Origin of the sequence: Pedobacter steynii (genome assembly GCF_001721645.1) — a bacterium.
GTDB classification, from domain to species: Bacteria; Bacteroidota; Bacteroidia; order Sphingobacteriales; family Sphingobacteriaceae; genus Pedobacter; species Pedobacter steynii_A.
The window spans coordinates 5,789,589-5,809,976 of the sequence record NZ_CP017141.1 but is presented as its reverse complement, the minus strand read 5'-3'; the positions used below and the strand labels follow the sequence as shown (position 1 = coordinate 5,809,976).

The 20,388-nt window shown below is 45.1% G+C and carries 9 protein-coding genes; all 9 read left to right on the top strand.

Going from position 1 to position 20,388, the window contains the following annotated elements:
* Position 1 precedes the first annotated feature (1 nt).
* Genes BFS30_RS24025 through BFS30_RS23985 form a run of 9 tightly spaced genes read left to right on the top strand, consistent with a single transcriptional unit; the run spans position 2 to position 20,295 of the window.
* On the top strand, positions 2-292 hold the full coding sequence (locus BFS30_RS24025; protein ID WP_069381622.1) for a PAAR domain-containing protein: 291 nt from the start codon (positions 2-4) through the stop codon (positions 290-292).
* 14 nt (positions 293-306) lie between these two features.
* Positions 307-732 (top strand): GPW/gp25 family protein, encoded by a 426-nt coding sequence (locus BFS30_RS24020; RefSeq protein WP_069381621.1) that lies wholly within the window; start codon positions 307-309, stop codon positions 730-732.
* Positions 733-5,304: a hypothetical protein gene (locus BFS30_RS24015; RefSeq protein ID WP_069381620.1), complete on the top strand. Its 4,572-nt coding sequence runs from the start codon at positions 733-735 to the stop codon at positions 5,302-5,304. It begins immediately after the preceding gene.
* Between the two features lie 2 nt (positions 5,305-5,306).
* On the top strand, positions 5,307-11,750 hold the full coding sequence (locus BFS30_RS24010) for a hypothetical protein (RefSeq protein WP_069381619.1): 6,444 nt from the start codon (positions 5,307-5,309) through the stop codon (positions 11,748-11,750).
* Positions 11,751-11,760: 10 nt separating this feature from the next.
* Positions 11,761-13,155 carry a contractile injection system tape measure protein gene (locus BFS30_RS24005; protein ID WP_157263023.1) on the top strand — a complete coding sequence of 465 codons (1,395 nt, stop codon included), beginning with the start codon at positions 11,761-11,763 and terminating at the stop codon, positions 13,153-13,155.
* Positions 13,156-13,209: 54 nt separating this feature from the next.
* Positions 13,210-16,512 (top strand): eCIS core domain-containing protein, encoded by a 3,303-nt coding sequence (locus BFS30_RS24000; protein WP_069381617.1) that lies wholly within the window; start codon positions 13,210-13,212, stop codon positions 16,510-16,512.
* A gap of 17 nt (positions 16,513-16,529) precedes the next feature.
* On the top strand, positions 16,530-17,870 hold the full coding sequence (locus tag BFS30_RS23995) for a vanadium-dependent haloperoxidase (RefSeq protein ID WP_069381616.1): 1,341 nt from the start codon (positions 16,530-16,532) through the stop codon (positions 17,868-17,870).
* A gap of 11 nt (positions 17,871-17,881) precedes the next feature.
* The gene (locus tag BFS30_RS23990; protein ID WP_069381615.1) at positions 17,882-18,850 is read left to right on the top strand and encodes a hypothetical protein; all 969 of its coding nucleotides are present in this window, start codon (positions 17,882-17,884) and stop codon (positions 18,848-18,850) included.
* 50 nt (positions 18,851-18,900) lie between these two features.
* A complete protein-coding gene (locus BFS30_RS23985) occupies positions 18,901-20,295 on the top strand; it encodes an ATP-binding protein (protein WP_083252344.1) in 1,395 nt (464 codons plus the stop codon).
* Positions 20,296-20,388 lie beyond the last annotated feature (93 nt).

The window sequence follows — 20,388 nt, the reverse complement described above, 5'->3', positions numbered from 1 at the left end:
TATGCCTTCAGCAGCAAGAATCAGCGATATGCACGTTTGTCCGATGGTAACGGGGGTAGTACCACATGTAGGTGGCCCGGTCTCGGGACCTTGTGTGCCAACGGTTTTGATCGGAAGTATGCCGGCAGCTGTCGTTGGCGATCTGCTCATTTGCACCGGCCCGCCTGATTCCATTGTGAAAGGATCGGCAACGGTGCTGATTGGAGGCAGACCTGCAGCAAGGCAGGGAGATCTGACGGCACATGGTGGTGTAATTGTAGCGGGATTACCAACTGTACAAATTGGAGGTTAAATAAAACAGCAGATATGGACAATTCTTTTAAATCATTTCTTGGAACCGGATGGTCTTTTCCTCCGGAGTTTAACCCGGAATCAGGAGCTGCGGAAATGGTCAGCGGAGCGGAAGATATTGAGCAGAGTTTAAATATCCTGCTTTCTACCTCGCTCGGGGAAAGAGTGATGCAACCACAATATGGATGTGACCTTAACGACTATGTGTTCGAGGCCTTAAACAGTTCGATGATCGGTTACCTCAAAGACCGGGTAAGCAATGCAATCCTGTTTTATGAGCCCCGGATTAAAGCGGAGAGAATAGAAGTGACGGCGAGTGATTCTTTTGACCTCATTGAAGGGCGCTTTACCATCAGTGTGGAATATTCCATACCGGGCACCAATTCGAGGTTCAATTATGTATATGATTATTATAAAAATGAAGCATTAAAGCCTATATAGATGGAATGCAGCTCAGTTATACATCCTTTCCAGAATGATCCAGGTGTAAGCCAGCGTCAGCGGGTGATGGACGACCTGTTGTCTGGGGCTGCAAAAATAGATGGCAGAAGCTTAGCAGACCTGCTGGATTATTTTGTGCAGTTGTCAAGACACATCAATTATTATGATCCACAGATGAAGGTGACGGACTGGCAGCCATTTTTTCAGTCGAGCCTGCCTTTTACCTTGAGCGCGATTTTAAAGTACGACCGCAATAAGGTGAACGATAAACTTGCCTTTTATAATAACCTGTTCGATCAAAGACCAGGAAAAGCGAGCCTGCAATTGCTGTTTAACTACATTTACCATACTGTAATCAGACCGCTGAATACCTGGAGTACAAAATTCAGGAACAGTGGCCTGCCGATAGAACTCTTGCTGGATAAATTGATTAAAGACAAGCTGACTGACCCGCTTAAAGTATTTATTATCCATTTAAATGCCGGGGTAAAGTGGTATCATCTTAAAGCGCTGAATTTTAATGAGCTGCTGGACAATGAGGTTTGGGACCTGGACATTACCGATACTTATGCCAATTTTGATCCTGATGCATTTGCAGCCAAAGGAACGACCAAACGGAAACGCTTAATTGCACTCCGTGATGAAATGGTGGGTTTGGTTGCTTCATTTCTGGATGCCATACAGCTCATTGAAGGTACTGCCGATTTGAGTATGGAGCAAAGTTTCTTCCCCTTGAAAGAAGAACTTAAAGAAAAACATACTCCGCACCTGGCGCTGTTGTTCTCCTTTTTAAAGCTGTTTCAACACCTTCAGTCAGACCTGAATTCCTTCAGTAAAAAACACCTGGACTTCTTTTATAAGGAGGTTTTAGCCCTCAAACCCAAAGGAGCAAAGCCGGATCAGGCGCACCTTGTGTTTGAAATCCAGAATCAGCTGGATAACTACCTCTTAAAAAAAGGCTTACTGGTGAAAGACGGTAAGGATAGTAATAAAACAGAGATTCTGTTTGCCCTTGATGAAGAAATTGTAGTCAACAAAACGCAGGTCGCCGATCAAAGGACCTTGTTTCTCAATAACCAGATCCATGGTGACGATACCTTTGTGGAAGGGTTATATATTGCACCTGATGCAACCATGGCAGATGGCTTGACCAAAGCCTTCAAAGACGATGTGCCGGCCAGCTGGCCAACATTAGGTGCGCAATACAGCAAATACACCGATCCGGAGCATAAATTTGTAAAACCTTACCCCAATGCGCGGCTGGGTTTTATACTCGCTTCTCCGGTTTTACTGTTAAATGAAGGAACCCGGACGGTCAACATTACACTCTCCTGTAAGCTGCTGGATGACTGCTGTAGTTTCCTGATGACAGAAACCGCTAAGGGAAATCCATGCTGTGAGGAACATCCGAGTCCGGGAACCGGAGCAGGAAAGAATTCAAAAAGTAAATCTCCTCATTTCTTTGCCGCAACGGCTTTATACCACAAGGTGAGGGCAGCGTTGAACCAGGTGTATTATGAGGTAAACCGGGACTTGATTGCTGCAGCATGGAAGAAAGGCATCAGCAAGGAACTGAAGGTTGCACTGGATCAGATCCTGATTAAGGATCCCATCCCAGGTAAAGAAAAGTTATGCTATTGTCCTGTGGACACCTTATTGTTTGAAAAAACATTAACCGAAGCCGAGTTTTTTAAGGCCGTTCCTGATGTGGAAGAAAGGACGATGCTGGCGGAAATTTTTAAACCAGGCAAGGCATTAAACGTTCTTTTTAGCGGAGAAAAAGAATGGATCAGTCCGGCAGAAGTTCCGCTCATCAAGCTCAGTCCCCTGAATTTAGGTGCTGATGGGGCGTTTAAGATCAACATCACTGCTACCTTATTGCCGGAACAAAAGGCAATTACCTTTTACAATGCAGAAGCATTGAAGGAAGATTTCGATACCACCATGCCCCTGGTTAAAATTGAATTGAACGATAAGGTCAAATGGAAACAGGACGTACAATGGAGCAGCCAGGAGGAGTGTTGTGAAAAGAAAGCAAAAGAGCAATTCCAACAGGTTTCCTTATATCATTTCTTTAGAAATGTGAAAATCGCGGCGGATGACCAGACCAAAATCCATGTTCAGGTTTGCGGGATGAAGAATTTCATTGTGCAAAATGATGAAAGTGTACAGAACGTAAATGGACCGGTTTATCCATTTGGAACGAGACCGGAAGTGATCGATTTTGACATTAAGAATCCTTTGAATCCTCCTTTTTCGACCAGCGCCAACCTGATAGGCCCTAATTTTTATATTGGGAGTAAGGAGGTGTTCGGAAAAAAATGGGACAACATTTACATTAACCTGGATTGGAAGGATAAACCCACCGATTTCAGGGATTATTATAAAGGCTATTTAAAAGATGGGGCTTTATTCGGACTGGATGTCAATAAATTCCTGATCAACCTTTCCATTCTTGAAGATGGAAAATGGAAGGGAGAGAAAACACACAACAATGCTACTACGGTAGAAGTAGAGATCTTAAGCCAGAAATATCAGGACAGGAGGTTGTTTGCGAACGACGGTAAATTCAGCAGTTGTACGCCTGCCAATCCTTTTCAGCAGACAATTCATCTCGAGAATTCCTTTTTTGACCTGGATCAGAAATTTGTGGTAGACAATCAACCATTTGTAAAATACGGTGTGGATAGCTTTAATGGCTTTATCCGCCTGAACCTGCAGAATCAGGATTTTTGTCATAAGGTATATTCCTATGTACTTGCCCGGCAAATGATGGCTTTGGGAAGGCCTAAAGACGACAAGCTGGAAGACGCGATCTATTACGACATCAATAATGGCAACCTGATCGTATTTAGCACCAACGACATTAAAAACGATTTGCTTGCGGCTGGTGTAACCGCAAACCGGGTGGAAAGCCGCGTAAATGATAACCCCGATGGGATCATTTCGAAAATCGGCCCTCATGGAGACGGCCCGATCAACGATCCTAATGCGGAAGAGATTCGGGAAATCGTATATGCACCAAGCTTCCTGCACCTGACCGATAAAAACCTGACCGGGGATGTGACGGCTTTAAAAAACCAAATCGCCGCAATCAGCACGATCATTGCAGGTAATGACCAGTTTCAGGCCGTAATTCCTGCAGAACCCTGGACACCTGTATTAAAAAATATCGCACTGGATTATACCGCCACAGCAACAATTAAAGACATTGACCTGATTCACCTTTATCCTTATCAGCATACTTATAAGCCAGAGGAACTGGAATTGCAGCCGGCACTTTTTCCAACGTTCTGCGAAGAAGGTACGCTCTTTATCGGTCTTAAAGACCTGCAACCAGGCAGCAACCTGAACATGCTTTTCCAGCTGGCAGAAGCTACGGCAGATTCAGAATCTGAAAGAGTAGAGGTACAATGGTATTACCTGGAAAATAACTCATGGAAAACTTTACGTAAAGGCTTTGAAGTGTTGGAAGATGATACGGATGAGCTCACTACTTCAGGCATCATCAAATTCGCTCTGCCCGCCAATATGAGTAAAGAGAATACCATCCTTCCAAAAGGATTACATTGGATAAAAGTGGCCATTCCTTACAGCAGTAAATCGGTGAGTGAAACCATGGCGATCTATACTCAGGCCATCCGGGCAACCTTTACCAATGCGGATGCGAACGATAAACTTAGGCTGGCTCAGCCTTTGCCTTCAGGCGCACTGAGTAAATTGAACGAGGCAGATGCTTCGGTTAAAAAACTAAGTCAGCCTTTCGATTCTTTTGCCGGAAGGGTATCCGAAGGCGAAGGTCATTTTTATACCCGTGTCAGTGAATTGCTGCGGCATAAAGGCCGGGCGATTCAGAAATTTGATTACGAAAGATTGGCTTTAGAGGCTTTTCCTCAGTTATTTAAGGTGAAGTGTATTAACCATAGCTTCGCCTTAAATGCACACCGGTATTTGAACGATATGCCGATGGCACCCGGATATGTATTGCTGGCGGTCATCCCTGACCTCAACCAGTTAAAGGCGGCTCAGCAGTTTGAACCCAGAGTTCCGGTGAGCCTGCTGGAAGAAATACAGGCCTACCTGAAACAACGGAATTCTCCTTTTGCAAGACTGAGGGTGATGAACCCAAGGTATGAAAAGGTCAACTTTTGTTTGAAAGTAAAACTCAATCCCGGCAAGGATGAGAACTTTTATAAAGAAAAACTGAGACAGGACCTGAGAACGTTTCTGGCTCCATGGGCAATAGGTGAATATGATAAACTCAGCTTCGGACAGTGTATCAACCAATCTGATCTGGTGGGCTTCCTGGAAACGCGCGATTACCTGGATTATATCATGGAATTAAAAATGCAGCATGAGGAAGATGTGGGGGCAATTGTGAATGCTGAACAAAAGTCAATCTGCCCGATCAGTCCGCGGTCTATTCTGATAGCCGGCGATATTGATGTGTGCATTTTGCAGCAGGATTGTGAAAACTGGGGAAACAGCAAAGAGTATCCGCCATGTCATAACAGACCTGTTCCAATTGGAGATTATTGTAAGGATCAAATCAATTTTCGGCCCAACGCATAATTATGGCAAACGAGGAACAAAATATCAAAGTGATTAGCAAGAACAATTCTGGTTTTCCGGAGTACCTCGATTTTGAGAAATTACGGAAGGAAGGGATTGAATACCTGGGGCAGCTGTCGGGGAAAATCTGGACGGACCATAATGTGCATGATCCCGGAATTACCATATTAGAAGTCCTTTGTTATTCACTTCTGGATTTAGGCTACCGCACAAACTTACCTGCGAAGGATATTTTTACACGCAATCCTTCGGCAACGGGGAAAGATGATAATTTCTTTAGTCCTGCTCAGATTCTGGCCTGTAATCCATTAACCATCATTGATTACCGCAAATTACTGATCGATATTGATGGGGTAAAAAATGCCTGGCTCAGTCCGGCTACCGATAAGGACGATTTTTGTAAAACAGGGAGAGACACACAGCACACGTCGGCTGCAAACAGAGAATGTGAAGAATTTTTAAATGGCCTTTACCATGTTTACATTGAACCGGAAAAGAATGCAGCAACAGATTTCAAGACGGAAGCCGATGCAAAGCAATACTTTAATGCGCTCATGGATAAGGTAAAAAACACCTTGATGGCACACCGTAATTTCTGCGAAGATTTTGTAGATGTCTACCTGATGTGTAAACTTCCGATGGGGGTTTGTGCAGATATCGAATTGGAAGAAGGCACAGATCCGGAAAAAATATACCTCAGTGTTACACAGCGCCTGAGGGATTTCTTTTCTCCCTCGCCGCAGTTTTACACACTGCAGCAGCTGTTAGATAAAAATAAACCGATAGATGAGATTTTTGCTGGCCGCCCTTACGATGTCAACGAAAGCCATGGCTTCATTGATACAGAGGAGTTGATGCAGCTTAAACTAAAAAAGGAGATCCATCTTTCTGATGTTTACCATGTCATTCTGGACACCGCGGGTGTTAAAAAAGTAAACAACCTTGGATTGAGAAATTGCCAGGACAAGTCGTTGAAAACAAATTCAGACTGGAAGTTTAAACTCCCGGAAAACCACATTCCTGATTTTTCTATGGCCTGTTCCGGATTTCAGTTTACCAGGAATGGATTGGTCCTTGAATTTGATGCTAAAAAGTATGAAGGGCTGCTGAACATCAATTTTACGCATAATGGAAAGGTCTTGTATCAATCGCCTTCCGCATATCTGGATAAAGAAATTCCAAAAGGCATTTATCATAGCGACCTGGATGAGTATTTCCTGTTACAGGATGATTTCCCAAGAGTATATGGCATTGCCGAGGGTGGATTACCCGAAGACGCGTCCAGCCATCGGAAAGCCCAGGCCTTGCAGCTGAAGGGCTACCTGTTGTTCTTTGACCAGTTACTGGCCGGTTATCTGGCGCAGTTAAAAAACATCAGGTCCTTATTTGCCATGTCTTCTTCCGGGGATAAGGATCAGCAGCGAACTTATTTCCTAAATGAACTGGAATCCCTGCCTGAACTGAATCAGCTGCTTCGTTTTGCCATGGGGGCCGGGGAGCAGAATGGACTGGGGAAAGCGGGCAGTATTCTGATCCGCGTCATTTCAAAAGCAGAATTGCAGGAACTGATCAGCCAGAATCAGACAAAAGAAGTAGACCCTTCCATAGTTTCGGGGTATACTTTCCCATCCATGGCCAGACAGCAAATCGCCATCAACGGACTAAAAGACGACCTGTACAACCGCCAGTTTCAGCATGGTTTTTTGAATGAAGGTACTTCCTGTATCTATTACTACATCAACAGTTCATCAGATGAATTTTCATTGATCAGCAATAAAAGTTTTAAAACAGTTGAAGCGGCAGAACTGCACTTAAGTTCAGTTGTTTATGTTGGGTTGTTTGACGAAAATTACCGTAGTTTTATAAAAGATGCCGATCATGTTTCTTTTGACCTGGAGCTCAACATTGTGTCCTCCAAAGGGTACCTGCAGCGGATCGTGGAAGACCAGCAATTGTATTCGGAAAGGAGGAACAGCTTTCTTGACCACCTGTTGTCCCGCTTTGCCGAACGCTTTACAGATTTTGCCTTGTTCTCCTTCGGTAAACTCAATGCTCAGGATCGTTCCACAGCGACCATTAAGGCGAAAGAGGAATTCCTCTCCAATTATGATGAGCTTAGTGCCAACCGCGGAAAAGGCTACGATTACTTTAGAAATAAATGGAATAACAACAATATTTCCGGCTTTGAGCAGGAGGCGAAATATCTGAGCGGAATCGACAACAAGCAGTTGCATAGCCTCTGTAATTTCGTCGTAGAGCAATATGATGAACAGTACCTGGTTAACCTTAAAATTGCCGGGGAAACGTTCTTTGCCCTCAGAGAGAAGTTCGATTCCAGAGCAGAAGCAGAGGATGCTGCAAAAGGGGTATTGGCCGCTTTATCCAATCCGGACAAGTTGAAAACCCAGTATCTTGCACACGAAAAAGCCTATGTGTTACAGTTGCAGTATGACGATCGGAATGTGGTTCCTTTTATCGAAAAATATAAAAGCTCGCAGGAGGCTGATGCCGTAAAGGCTAATTTCAGCAGGATGTTCCTTGGAACAGCTCAAGAAGAGGATGTGTTCATTAGTAGCTATAAGTATAACTTGCATCTTGTTGATTATAATGGAGATATATTTAGAACATATGTCTCTTCATTCGCGAATGTTGCGGAAGCAGAAGCCGGGGCAAAGGCACTGATCCCAAAAATCAATGAAGCGAAAAACTGGCAGGCCGATCAAAAGCTGAAGTCAGGAATCGGTACCTTATATTTCAATAAAACGAATCCGGAGGCATTGAAATTTGTGAATGTTAAATCTTTCAAGATTGACATCAACAATACCATCATTGGAAAGCCAGATCTGTTTACCTATGATTTGCTGGACAGTGACAATACCTTTAAACTTTATCCTGAAAGGGAATTTGGAACGGCTAAGGAAGCACGCCAGCATTGCTATTTTGTCCTCAGTATCGCTGCAGACGAGGCCAATTACCTCATAGCGCCTAAATCGGGTAATTTTAAAATCAGCATTGTGTACAACAAGGAGCTGGAGGCCAGTTGTTATGCTGAATTCGCGACCCTGGAGGAAGCGCTGAAAATGCAGCAACAGATCATAGCACTGGTTCGCAGACGTGAATTTACTATAAAAACTGAGCCGGTAGCCAATGGCTGGCGGTTTAATTACCGCTTGGGTTACGATCCGGTATCGGATCTCCGTTTTACGAGTGTCTCAGAATATTCCTCTCCGGAGGAAGGACTAAAAGCGGCAAAGGCATTTCATCAGGCCATTCCAACCTTAAAAATCCAGCGCAATCAGGAACGTATATTTTTAGCGGTGGCACAAAAAAACAGCCACACACCTATGGTTGACCTGGTCAGCACTGCAACCGGGACAGAGCAGCAGGAGCAATTCCTGAAAAGGGCCCTGGAGCAACAAAAAGATATTGCAGGGCTCTATAAAAACAGTAAATCTCCTGCATTCCGCAGGGCGGTAGAAGTAGATGAGTCTAATGGCGAAGGCAGATATGTCTATCGGTTAGTAGACAAAGACAATGTCCTGGCTTTTTACCTTGACCGCTACGCTGATAAGGAACAGGCTGGCCTGGGCAGAAGGAAACTGGCCAGAACACTCCGGCGGAATCTAAAATACCTGCAGCTTTGCCTGGGAGGAGATATTGTTCATGAAATATCAGTGGGTAGTTCTAAAGCGCCACTATACAGGTATCAGCTAAAAGCGCACAATTACTGGTACACTTCCACTGAATTGAACGGCCAGGAAATGGTCTTGTTTGAGAGTTGGAGGGCCTATGCCTCTAAGGAACTTGCCATTCAGGCTTTTGAAGAAAATTACTTTTCTATTTTGGAACTGGCAACTGATCAGAACAGCTATGCCAATCAGATCAGTCTGGAAGAACCTCCTGCCACCATAAGTCAGCTTCCGGCAAACCAGACGGCAATTGTCTTTATACCCATCGCTACTCAAAAGGAAATTGAAAGTCAGGCGGGAGGAGCATCATTGAGAGAGGTAATGATCAACCTGATCAAAACTTATCCCATCAAGCGGGTGGAATATGGTTCTGAAGCCTTTGGCCAATTGTTTTGTGAAGTAGTCGATTCCACAAAAAACGACCCTTGTAAAACCGGAAAACCGCGCAAACAGGTTTATTATTTCAGTACCTATAGCAATCCTAAAGATCCGGGAGAATGGCAAAGTATGAAGTATTATGACTCGCCGGAAGCAACGATGAAAGATTTTATCTTCTTCATTTCCCTGCTTCGCTTTTCCGGAAACCTTTACGTAGACTGTGATTTATGTGATCAGCAGAAGGGACCTTTTTACCGGATATACCTGCGTGAGGTGCTGGCAGAAAGTAGTATAAGGTTTATTGATGAAGCTACGGCCTGGGGTAAAGAGGGAGTCGAGAAATTTATCTGTGCGGTACAGTCGGGCAGAGGCTTTCACAACTACCAGAGAAGAGAAGACTGCTGTTATACCTTTTACCTGAACTGCGGGGAAGACCTTGTAGTCCATCCTTGTGTTTACGATACCGCTAAAAAAAGAAATGAAGTACTGAATGAGATTTACAGGCAATTTAACGCAATATTGGAAAAACAATCCTATGGATTGAAGGCGGAAGGACAAACCTTGTTGTGGTTAGACGAAGGTGGTCAGCCTTTTGCTCTCCAAAGACTGGATAATGAGGATGCCTCCTGTGACGCTCTGATGGAAGTCCTGGACCGCATTGGGGCTGCCGACAGTATATACACTGAAGAGAGCGGTCTTTTGTTTCTGAAAGACAGTTCGGGTAAGGTCATTCTTCAGTCTTACACAAAAGACTACGGTTTAGCCCGATGGAAAGCTACCTTAACTGCCTTTGTTTACTTTTTCCCACTGGTAAAAAGCAAAGATGAAAAGACGGGGCGAAACCGTTTTGGAATAGAATTGAGATTTCCAGGCTTCAGTAGCTGCGAAGAGGAAGAAAAAGGCAAAGACCCTTGTAGTTGTGAGGAACAGAGGCAGTTAGAGGAGCCCCGGTCTTATACGGCATGGCGATCTCCATGTACTTATGCTTCCTGCGAAGAGGCGCTTCGGGTATTGGCAGAAGTCCGCCGTCTGTTGGGGATTTTTGAAAACTATCAGGGGGTATTTGATTGTGAGTGTAATTCTTTTGGCATTGCGCTTCATTTCAATCTTCAGGAAACCAGGCCGGGAACACATACACATGAGCTGAAGGGCCTGAATAGGATCACTGGCAGTCGCATCGCATTCAACCCGCAGTGTTATGAATCTGCACAGATGGCTTGCAGTGCTGTTGCCCGTACAAAAAAACTCAGTAATGCAGAGGGATTACATGTGGCGGAGCATATTCTGCTCAGGCCCCGTTGTCCGGGAGATTGCGAATGCAGAGAGAATTACTGGTGCGGAGAAGAGAAACGTCATTGTGGCTATAAATGGCTGGCTGATGATGAAGATCCCTGCAGTGAGGAAAAAGACGTTTGTTTCATTCCCGGTAGTGATCCTTATTCCTTTATTGCGACTGTAGTCTTACCTGCATGGCCGGAACGGTTCCGGACCGCCTCGGGGCGCATGTTGATGGAAGACCTGCTTTACCGGCTTGCACCTGCTCATGTGATGCTCCGTATCCTTTGGCTCGCACCGCATGATTTCTGTTGTTTTGAAAGTAAATATAAAAACTGGCACCTTTGGCTGGCCGGAAAGCAAGGCTGCAAAATGGATTTTTCAGTTTGTGATTTTCTGGACTTGCTGTTCAGAAGAAATTATGAATGCCTGAAGGATTGTGATACTTGTATGCCTTGCGGAAGTGATCGTCCAGAACAGACCCCTTGTTTTAAAGAGACGAAGGTCGAAAAAGATCCGAATGCCTTCCTGAACCAAGTTAACAGGACTTTTTGCTGGCGTACATTACAATGTGAAGAATATGAGTTTATCCCTTGTGAGACAGATAGAAAACAAATCGTAGAAAACATCCCTCAACCAGTGATCACTGTTGCAGACAGGAATGTTTTCCGGGCTAAAAGGGTCGAAGCATACCGGACGAGCACTGATCATATTGCCGAAAAACTTAAAAAAAATAAACTCGTAACCGATGTTCAGGCCTTCCTTCAGGAGAAAATACCAACAATTCCTCAGTTTGAAGCCATAGTAACGGCCATTATTCAGAATAAAAAATCGTCTGGAAAGGAGGTGGCTGCGCTCAACAGGCATCAGGTACTCCATTTACTGGAAAATGTGACCGGTTACGCACTGGATCATTTGTTTTTCAAAAAGGGAAAAGCGGCAGGACTGGAACTACTGAACCCGGCTTTTGAAAAAATGAGGAAGGCAAAAATAGATGTCGCTGCAATTTTTAACCATTGGGATGGACTGGAGCTGAAAAAATACCTGCCCAATCTGCATATAGAGGAAATAAAAACAGTATTCACAGGTACTAACAGGAAATGAGATGCGGCATGTGATCAGAAAACAACGGATTGACCTCCAGTTAGCTAAGCAGCTGGATAACTTTCGGATACAACAGCAATTCAGCGATCAGTTCTGGAAGTACCTGATCCCATTGTTTGAGCATGAATTTGATAAAATGGCGACCGAAGAGGAAGTCATTTCTCTGGATCTGGTAGAAATTGACCTGGGGGTCATTGCTGAATCCCAAATCAGCCAGATGGTTTGGCATCCTGATCTTTATGAGCTATTTAAAACTAAAATCAAAAAGGCCATTTTTAAGGAAGGAGAGTTGATTGGGGAGCGTGGGCATGGGGTTAAGCGTAGGGTCTCCGGACATACTTACCAGCAGTGGGTTTTCTATATGCAAAAAGGGTATTTGCCATGGAACCTGACTCAGGTCAATGCACAATGGTACGATCAGGTAATGGAGGAACTGGCTACTGATTATACCAGTACCGCTGTCTTGAGAAGAGAGATCAGGGAAAATGAAGCATTTTTGCTGCGGATCATCCGGCAACACCCACTGTCATTTCTGATTAAACTGGTGGAAATACTCACCGCTGAAAAGCAAACTCAGCTTTTTACCGCCGTTCATCAGCTTCATGACCGTCTGTCTGATTGGTCAATTCCGGGGAAAAAATCCGGACCTTCAAAAAAGGTGGCTGAACTGATGCGGGTGTTCCAGCTGAGCTATGAAGAACTCTGGATGGAAATTTTAAGGATTTCTACGGAAACAAAGGGTACAGCTTTATTTGCTGTATTAGAGCAGCGGATTCAGGACCTGATCAGTGCGGCTGAACTGGGCAAAACGGATGTGCTTTCAGGAATGAGTTTGCTGGAAGCCTTCTATAAGGAGCCGGATAAATCGCTGTCAGAAGGGATTTTGAGAGAAGCGATTGATGATGAAGGTGTTTTTACCATACATGCCGGATTGGTGCTCATTCACCCGTTTTTGAATTCTCTGTTCCAGCTTCTTGGTTTGCTTCAGGAGAAGCGATTTTTACATGTCGCAGCGCAGGAAAAGGCAATTTATTTACTGCATTATCTTGCTACAGGTGAAAATCAAGCGGATGAGTATGAGCTGCTCATACCTAAAATCCTTTGCGCTTATCCGGTTGATCAACCGATACCGGGGCGTATCAGACTCTCTGACGAGGAAATGGAAGAAGCGGATACTTTGCTGAAAGCAGCCATCGCCTCCTGGGACATTTTAAAGAATACCAGTCCGGCGGGACTTCGTGAAGGATTTTTACAACGTAGTGGAAAGTTGCAGATCCGGGACGGAAAAATCGGTTTACAGGTAGAAAAAGCGGCAATTGACGTGTTGCTTGATCATTTGCCATGGAACCTGAGCCTGATCAAGTTACCCTGGCTTCGGGAAATCGTTCAGGTAGAGTGGAGGTAGAAAAAGATAGCGTAGAGATAAAAGAAGAGTTAACGTACCATTAGAAGATAAACTATGAAAGCTGCTGAAGCTAAATCAGTGGCAACACCTGCCAAATCCGATACTCCTTTCTTTAATAAGGGGACGGATACGGCTATGCTCAGTGACAGCCCGGCGAAAACACCCTTTTTTCCTAAACAGAGCAACAATTCCTTTTTTGTGCAAACTAAGCTGACTGTAGGTCAGCCTAACGATAAATATGAACAGGAGGCTGATGCCCGGGCAGATCAGGTGGTACAACGGCTTGCGGCACCTCAGGTGCTGACAAAAAAAGAATCGTCCGTTCAGGCAAAACCAATAGCAGGTTCCATTAGTCCGGTGATACAAACAAAATGTTCAGCCTGTGAGCACGAAGAGCAACTACAAAAGAAAGAAGAGGAAGATTTAGTTCAGGAATCACCATTAGAATTGCGACGCAAACCTATTTTTGAAAGCAATGGAGAACCTCCGGAAGATAAACATTCGGTTCAGCGTAAATGTGCCAGCTGTGAAAAGGAAGAGGAACAAAAAGTGCAGAGAAAGGAAGAAGATCATGCTGCGCAGGTAGCACCGACATCGGTAGAAAGCAATTTGAACGCGTCATCTGGAACAGGTAGTGCTTTACCGGAAAGCACCCGTTCACAAATGGAATCTTCATTTGGTGCTGATTTTTCTAATGTGCGAATTCATACCGGTAGTGATGCCCAGCAAATGAGCGAAGATTTGCACGCTCAGGCATTCACACATGGCAATGATATTTATTTTAACTCAGGAAAATACGATACCAATTCAGACTCAGGGAAACATTTGTTAGCACATGAGCTGACACATACCCTGCAACAAAATGGCGAATCTGAGCCTGCTCAGCGGAAAATTCAACGATTACCAGGTTGGATGAGCGATGCTGCAGATTGGGTAAGTGATACCGCATCCGATGCCGCAGGTGGTGTAGTTGATGGCGCAGAATGGGTAGGAGGACAGATCGCTGATGGTGCAGAATGGGTGGGCGACCAGGCCAGCGCTGCCGTAGATTGGGTCTTTGAGCAAATAAGCGATCTGGTTAGCTCAGGAATCAATTGGCTCAATGAAAAATGGGAAAGTGTCAGGGAGTTTGGGCGGACCAGCTTTGAAGACATTAAAAACGGGTTTGGAAACTTGATCCACTTCATTACTACGCCATTATCAAGCTTTATGTCGGCATTGTCAATGATGAATGCCGATCTCCTGGGGAATGTCTGGAATTCAGCAAAAGAGGGAGCAGCTGCGCTTTGGACAGGAATTAATTCCGTCATCAATGGGGTATTGCAATTCGGACAAGGGGTCTGGGATACCGTTTCGGGATTCATTGATAACATTTTTGGGACTATAGAAGGATTATTTGACAACGTTGCATTTGACCTGTTGCCAGCAGGGATACAAGAACGGGCCCGCTCACTCTTCAGTGGCCTTCGGGCTTTATGGACTCAGTTTACCTCTTTCTGGACGGACCTTTGGCAACGCCTGACCAGTCTGATACAGGAGATATTGGCTGCGGTACGGTCCTTTGCCGATAATGTAATTGGATTCGCGATCGATAGGGTGATCTCCATGGTGCGGAGCCTTAAAGAAGTGTACGATTACTTCACTAAATTGTTTGCAGATCCACAGGCCACCATCCAGCCATTTCTCGACCAGATTGCTGCAAAACTAGACGCAGAAGCGCCTGGCCGTGCAGAAACTTTGGGAAATGACCTTGCAAAGGAACACTACCCCGGTGGGGCTGCGCAGGAAGGGGATAGCGGTACCGTTCAAAGAGTACCTATAGATGCCGAAGAGAGACGCACCGCAACGCTGGATGAAGTGGGTAGCGGAATTGTGTACTACATCTCCAGGGCCTGGGCCGAACTGGACCTTAAGAAATTGCTGTGGACCACTGTGGTCAATATGTTTTGGCCACCTGCTACGATCAGGGCGATCTTCAACCAATTTAGCCAACTTTGGTACGACGATTGGGCAACCACCGTTGACAACCTTTACATGCCAAGGAATTTCTTCGATGATCCCCTTGGATGCCTTCATGATATCTGGTCCAACTTTTTAATTCTGCTGGATTTCCCTTTGGCTTTATGGAGGAGGCTGAACTATGTTGTAGGGCTTTTAATTGGATACGTAGCCATTATAGTGATCCTGGTAGAAATGGTCTTAGGCGGAATTGCTGCGGCAGAAGTTGGCGTCGTTCCCGGTATTGTGGCCGGTTTCGTAGCAGGAGTAGCCACAATGGCACCGTTCGGAGAGTTACTGATGACTTCTTTCCTTGCTGCGGAAAGCGCTACCGTTATCATCAGCCTGATACGTCTGTATACTGCAAGGCAGCTTTGTGAAAAACGCCAGATTGATATTTTAACTTCAGTGGCAAGTTTTATCGCAATGGGGGTGGCATTGGTACTACAGGCGCTGATGGCACTTTTGGCCGAGCTGGTTACCTTGATTGCTAATTTCCTGAGAGGTGCTCCTCAAGGTGTTCCGGTACCGCAACCACGGCCTCAGCCCCAACCACAGCCTCAGCCGGCACCTCAACCGCAACCAACGCCACAACCCACACCGGTACCTCAGCCTCAACCAACACCGGTACCGGCGCCGCGGCCACAACCCCAACCCCAACCGGCTGCACCTGCTGCACCTGTCGGACCAGGAAGGGTAATTCCATTTCCCACCCGGCCACAACCTGCACCTGTCGCTCCCTCAGCTCCGGGGCAAATTGCTGCTAAATTTAAAGATGGCGAAAGCGATGGAACGGCTACAGAAAATTTAGTAGAAGATGAGGCCTTGTCAAATGTTGAGGTATCTCCAAACGGAATGCTGCAGACTGCGAGAAAGGATCGGATCAATCCGGATGCATGTGAGAAAAAGAAAGGCATTTGCTACGAAAGATCCCTGATGTTCGGCCTTACCAGAGGCTCAATGCCTTTTATGAGTATGACGCCAACTCCCGATGATCTTCGGATTGCTGCTTGTCTTTTGAGAACAGCTACAGGGACTACGGTCAGCAGTTTTAGAGCATTTAATATTGCAGTGGGAAAATTTTTGGTTAACAATACCATCGAATATGTAGCAGCTGCCAATATACCGGGAGGAGGTCTCCATTCTGAAGATATGATCTTCATCGAAGCCAACCGGCGATTTGGAGCTGGTAATTTCACACTTGCAGCGATTTTCTCAGAAAGGGTTCCTTGTCCGAGATGTTCCGGCTGGCTCAGGACCGTTCCGCTCAGTCCGGATTGCAGGGTCTATTGTATTATTAACAATGATTATAACTGGAGTTCCATCAGGAGAAGTTATAATAACGGCGTTTTGTTCTAACTAAATTAAAAACAACCATGTCAGAAAAACCACTCGCCCTTCAATGGAATCAGCTCATTCTCGATGCCATTAAATTTACTAAAACTTCGCCGCCACTGGCAGCCAGGGCTTTGGCGATGGCACATACTGCGATGTATGATGCATGGTCTGTCTTTGATAAATGTGCCATCAGCACTACGACGGCAAAATACATTAAAATGGCAGATCAGGACTGTATAAAAGAGTACACCAGAAAAGCATTCAGCTATGCTGCCTATCGGGTGTTGATGGACTTGTTCTGGCTGGTACTTCCTTCAGAAAAAAAAGACCTGTTCCGCAACTTGATGTGCAGTTGTGATTATGATCCTGATGATACGTCTTTGGACATCTCCCTGCCTCAGGGGCTGGGTAACCTGATTGGCCGCATGGTGATAGAAAGAGGGCATGGTGATGCGGCTAATCAGCAGGGTACATTACATATGCCGCATTGGTCTGACTATACCGGTTATCGGCCGGTCAATACTCCGGATCAGGTCAACGACCTGAGTTACTGGCAGCCGCTAAGAAAAGATGGGGGTGTTATACAACAATTCCTGACCCCACATTGGGGATTGTTGAAATCGTTCTCTTTAAATTTCAACTGGCAATTCCGGCCTGTTCCTCCGTTCCGGAAGGAAGACTTTGATTTCAGGCCTCAGGTGAAAGAGGTATTGGAGATCAGCGCAGCATTGACAGAGGAGCAGAAAGCAATTGCCTCGTATTGGGCGGATGGCCCGGGAACGTTTACTCCGCCGGGACATTGGTGTGAGATCGCACAATTTATCGCTGAAAGGGAACAATACCGGAATACAGCTTGTATCAAATTGTTTTTTGCCCTGAGCAATGCTTTATTTGATGCTTCAATTGCCTGTTGGGAAGCTAAATACCATTACAATTCCGTTCGTCCGATAACAGCGATCAGAACAATTTACAAAGGATTGGAGGTACAGGCCTGGGGCGGTCCGGGTAAGGGCACTCAGACGATCAAAGGGGAACAATGGATCCCCTATATTGAAACACCTCCCTTTCCCGAACATGTTTCCGGGCATAGCAGTTTTAGCAGGGCTGCGGCCACAGTATTGAGGCAGTTTACAGGAAGTGATCATTTTGGAGGTTGTACAACATTGAAAACAGGAAGTTCTGTTAGCGAGCCGGGCAAGGTTCCCTGTGCGGAAGTCCGCTTAGACTGGCCAACATTTACCAGTGCTGCCGAACAGGCAGGATTGTCGCGCATTTATGGAGGAATTCATTTCCCCCGGGGAAATGAAGAAGGACAGAAACTGGGGATTAGCATAGGTACGAATGCCTGGGAAAAAGCCCTGTTTTATTTTAATGATTAAATCTTAAAAGTATGTCTTACCATTCAAGAGTCTATCGTCAACGCAATACGCATGTGCATGATGATGTTAAGCCACAACCGTTTTTCAGCAATCAGCAGATCAACAGCGTGCAACGCCTGGCCACTGCTGATATACAGAGAGATCCTGTACCGGCAAACCTGAAATTGCCCTGTAAATGGGGGGACTATTTTTTTGAAGAATATAAGATTGCCGGAATACGCATTTTAATTGGAATGGCTGAAGCAGACCGCAAATCTATTGCCCCTGTAAAAGAGATCGCGGCAAGGATAGAGGCCGATAATAAAGCGATTCCTCTGGAGGCTTTTAAGGTAAAGACCTGTATCATCTCACCAAATACAACCAGGTTTGCACTTTTTAAAGGAGAACCAACCCTGATGATTGACCCTGCTGATGCCAATCTGCCTTCGCTTAGTCATGAAATGGGACATGCAGTGTTTCATTACCTGAGTCATAACAGGAATGCCACAATTAACAAGAGTACAAAGTCTGAGGATTGGATTTTAAATCTGACAGATATCTTTCTTCAGCTTCGGGGAATCACTTTGAAAAAGGATAAGGATGCCGAAATCACTGCCAACCAAATCGTTGATCCTACGGAATGGAGTCCGGGTGGAAGGGCGGAGCACCCCACAGACGTAGATGAGTTTTTTGCCAGTGCAAAGGAAGCTTTCCAGACGGATAAAAAAGCCCTGGAGAGCACCTTCGAAAAATACGGAAAACAAGATAAAAAGGTGACCGAACTGGGGAACCGCCTGATGGCTTTGCTCTCCTTCCTCTTTATGAACAACAAACTCACCCTGAAAAAGACTTTAGCTACCGGAAAGGAAAAGCTGAACGAACAATTGGACAATCTGGTGGAGCCTTCAAAAGTGGAAGACACCATGGGCGCCCATGCCCTGACGGCCAAGTTGGTTGATCCGGATGATAGAAAAAATTGTAAACCATCAGCAATGCCATGATAGCCCGGAAACTACAGTTCCTGTTTAAGAAAACGCAAAAATCCAGTGATATGAACCATAATGATCCCAGTCAGGAAACGACTACTTTTAAGACCTTTACAGACCGGAATGCCCCACAAGAATTACGCTATCTTGAACAATTGATATTATACCGGTTGAGCGTTTGGTTTCCTTCGGATGAACAGACGGAAAAGCCGGTTTTAGATTTAACAACCTGGTCAGGTCCGCTATCCGATTTTATAGAAAAGCATGCACTGAATGCAGATGAAGCTGTTTTGCTGCTGATCGGCATCACCCCGCATCTCCAATCTGACTTATTTGACCGGGTGATCGGATTTAAACTTCAGCATGCCGGGGATTTTCAACGGATAGGGGGAATCAGAGGGAAAGATTTCCGGGGTTTTCTACCTACCGGGGAAACGGTATTGTTTCTTCTGGGAGATGATGACTTTAAAAAACGCCTGGAGGTTCAGCAGTTGTTCTGGCCGGATCACTTGTTCGAAAAGAATAAGATTTTGTGGTTGGACGATCAGCCGCATGGGGAACCGGTGATGAGCGGCAAAATTATGCTTTCAACCGAGTATCTTGATACTTTCATTTATGGCAAGCCAATTCCGCCCAGGTTCAGCATGAATTTTCCTGCAAAATTGATTTATACCGACCTCGGCTGGGATGATCTGGTCATCAATGATGAACTTAAAGAGCAAATCAATGAACTGAAGAGTTGGTTGAAATACAACGATCAACTGATTGGGGAATGGGGAATGGGTGATCGCCTTAGAAAGGGATACCGTGCTTTGCTTTTCGGCCCCTCAGGAACCGGAAAAACCTTTACCGCGGGTTTGTTGGGAAAAGAAGTCGGTAAAGATGTTTATAAGATCGACTTGTCTATGGTCGTGTCCAAATATATAGGGGAAACGGAGAAGAACCTTGAGCTCCTCTTTGCCAGGGCAGAAGATAAGGGCTGGATCCTCTTCTTTGATGAGGCGGATGCCTTATTTGGAAAACGGACAAACGTAAGGGATGCCCATGATAAATATGCAAATCAGGAAGTATCTTACCTGCTTCAAAGGATTGAAGATTATAACGGAATGGTGATTCTCGCCACCAATATGAAGAACAACATCGACGATGCTTTTATCCGCAGGTTCAATGCTATCCTTAAATTTTCCTTACCGGAAGCAGAGGAACGGGCTGAAATATGGCGCCTGGCCTTTCCTAAGGACGTTCGCTTTTGCAATGAACAGGATGAAATTGTTGACATCCCTGAACTCGTAAAGAGTTACCCCATTTCGGGTGGCTGTATCGTAAACGTAGTCCATTATGCCAGTATCAAAGCACTCGAAAGATACAATGAGCAAAAAGCGGCAAAAAATATTTACCTGTCCGATGTTTTATACGGCATAAAGAAAGAATTGCTGAAAGAGGGGAAGCCTTTTAATTAGCTCCTCAAAATAAGGAAAATCTTATTTGCCAGCCAGTTGGCAGAGTTGTTCTCGCTGCGCTTTCCTTTTGTTTACGTCAGTTATAAAATTTAT

Excerpts from the sequence above, each read along its gene's own strand:
- BFS30_RS24010 (WP_069381619.1), top strand. The coding sequence starts at position 5,307 with ATGGCAAACGAGGAACAAAATATCAAAGTGATTAGCAAGAACAATTCT.
- BFS30_RS24025 (WP_069381622.1), top strand. The coding sequence starts at position 2 with ATGCCTTCAGCAGCAAGAATCAGCGATATGCACGTTTGTCCGATGGTA.
- BFS30_RS23995 (WP_069381616.1), top strand. The coding sequence starts at position 16,530 with ATGTCAGAAAAACCACTCGCCCTTCAATGGAATCAGCTCATTCTCGAT.
- BFS30_RS23985 (WP_083252344.1), top strand. The coding sequence starts at position 18,901 with ATGAACCATAATGATCCCAGTCAGGAAACGACTACTTTTAAGACCTTT.
- BFS30_RS24015 (WP_069381620.1), top strand. The coding sequence starts at position 733 with ATGGAATGCAGCTCAGTTATACATCCTTTCCAGAATGATCCAGGTGTA.
- BFS30_RS24000 (WP_069381617.1), top strand. The coding sequence starts at position 13,210 with ATGAAAGCTGCTGAAGCTAAATCAGTGGCAACACCTGCCAAATCCGAT.
- BFS30_RS24020 (WP_069381621.1), top strand. The coding sequence starts at position 307 with ATGGACAATTCTTTTAAATCATTTCTTGGAACCGGATGGTCTTTTCCT.
- BFS30_RS23990 (WP_069381615.1), top strand. The coding sequence starts at position 17,882 with ATGTCTTACCATTCAAGAGTCTATCGTCAACGCAATACGCATGTGCAT.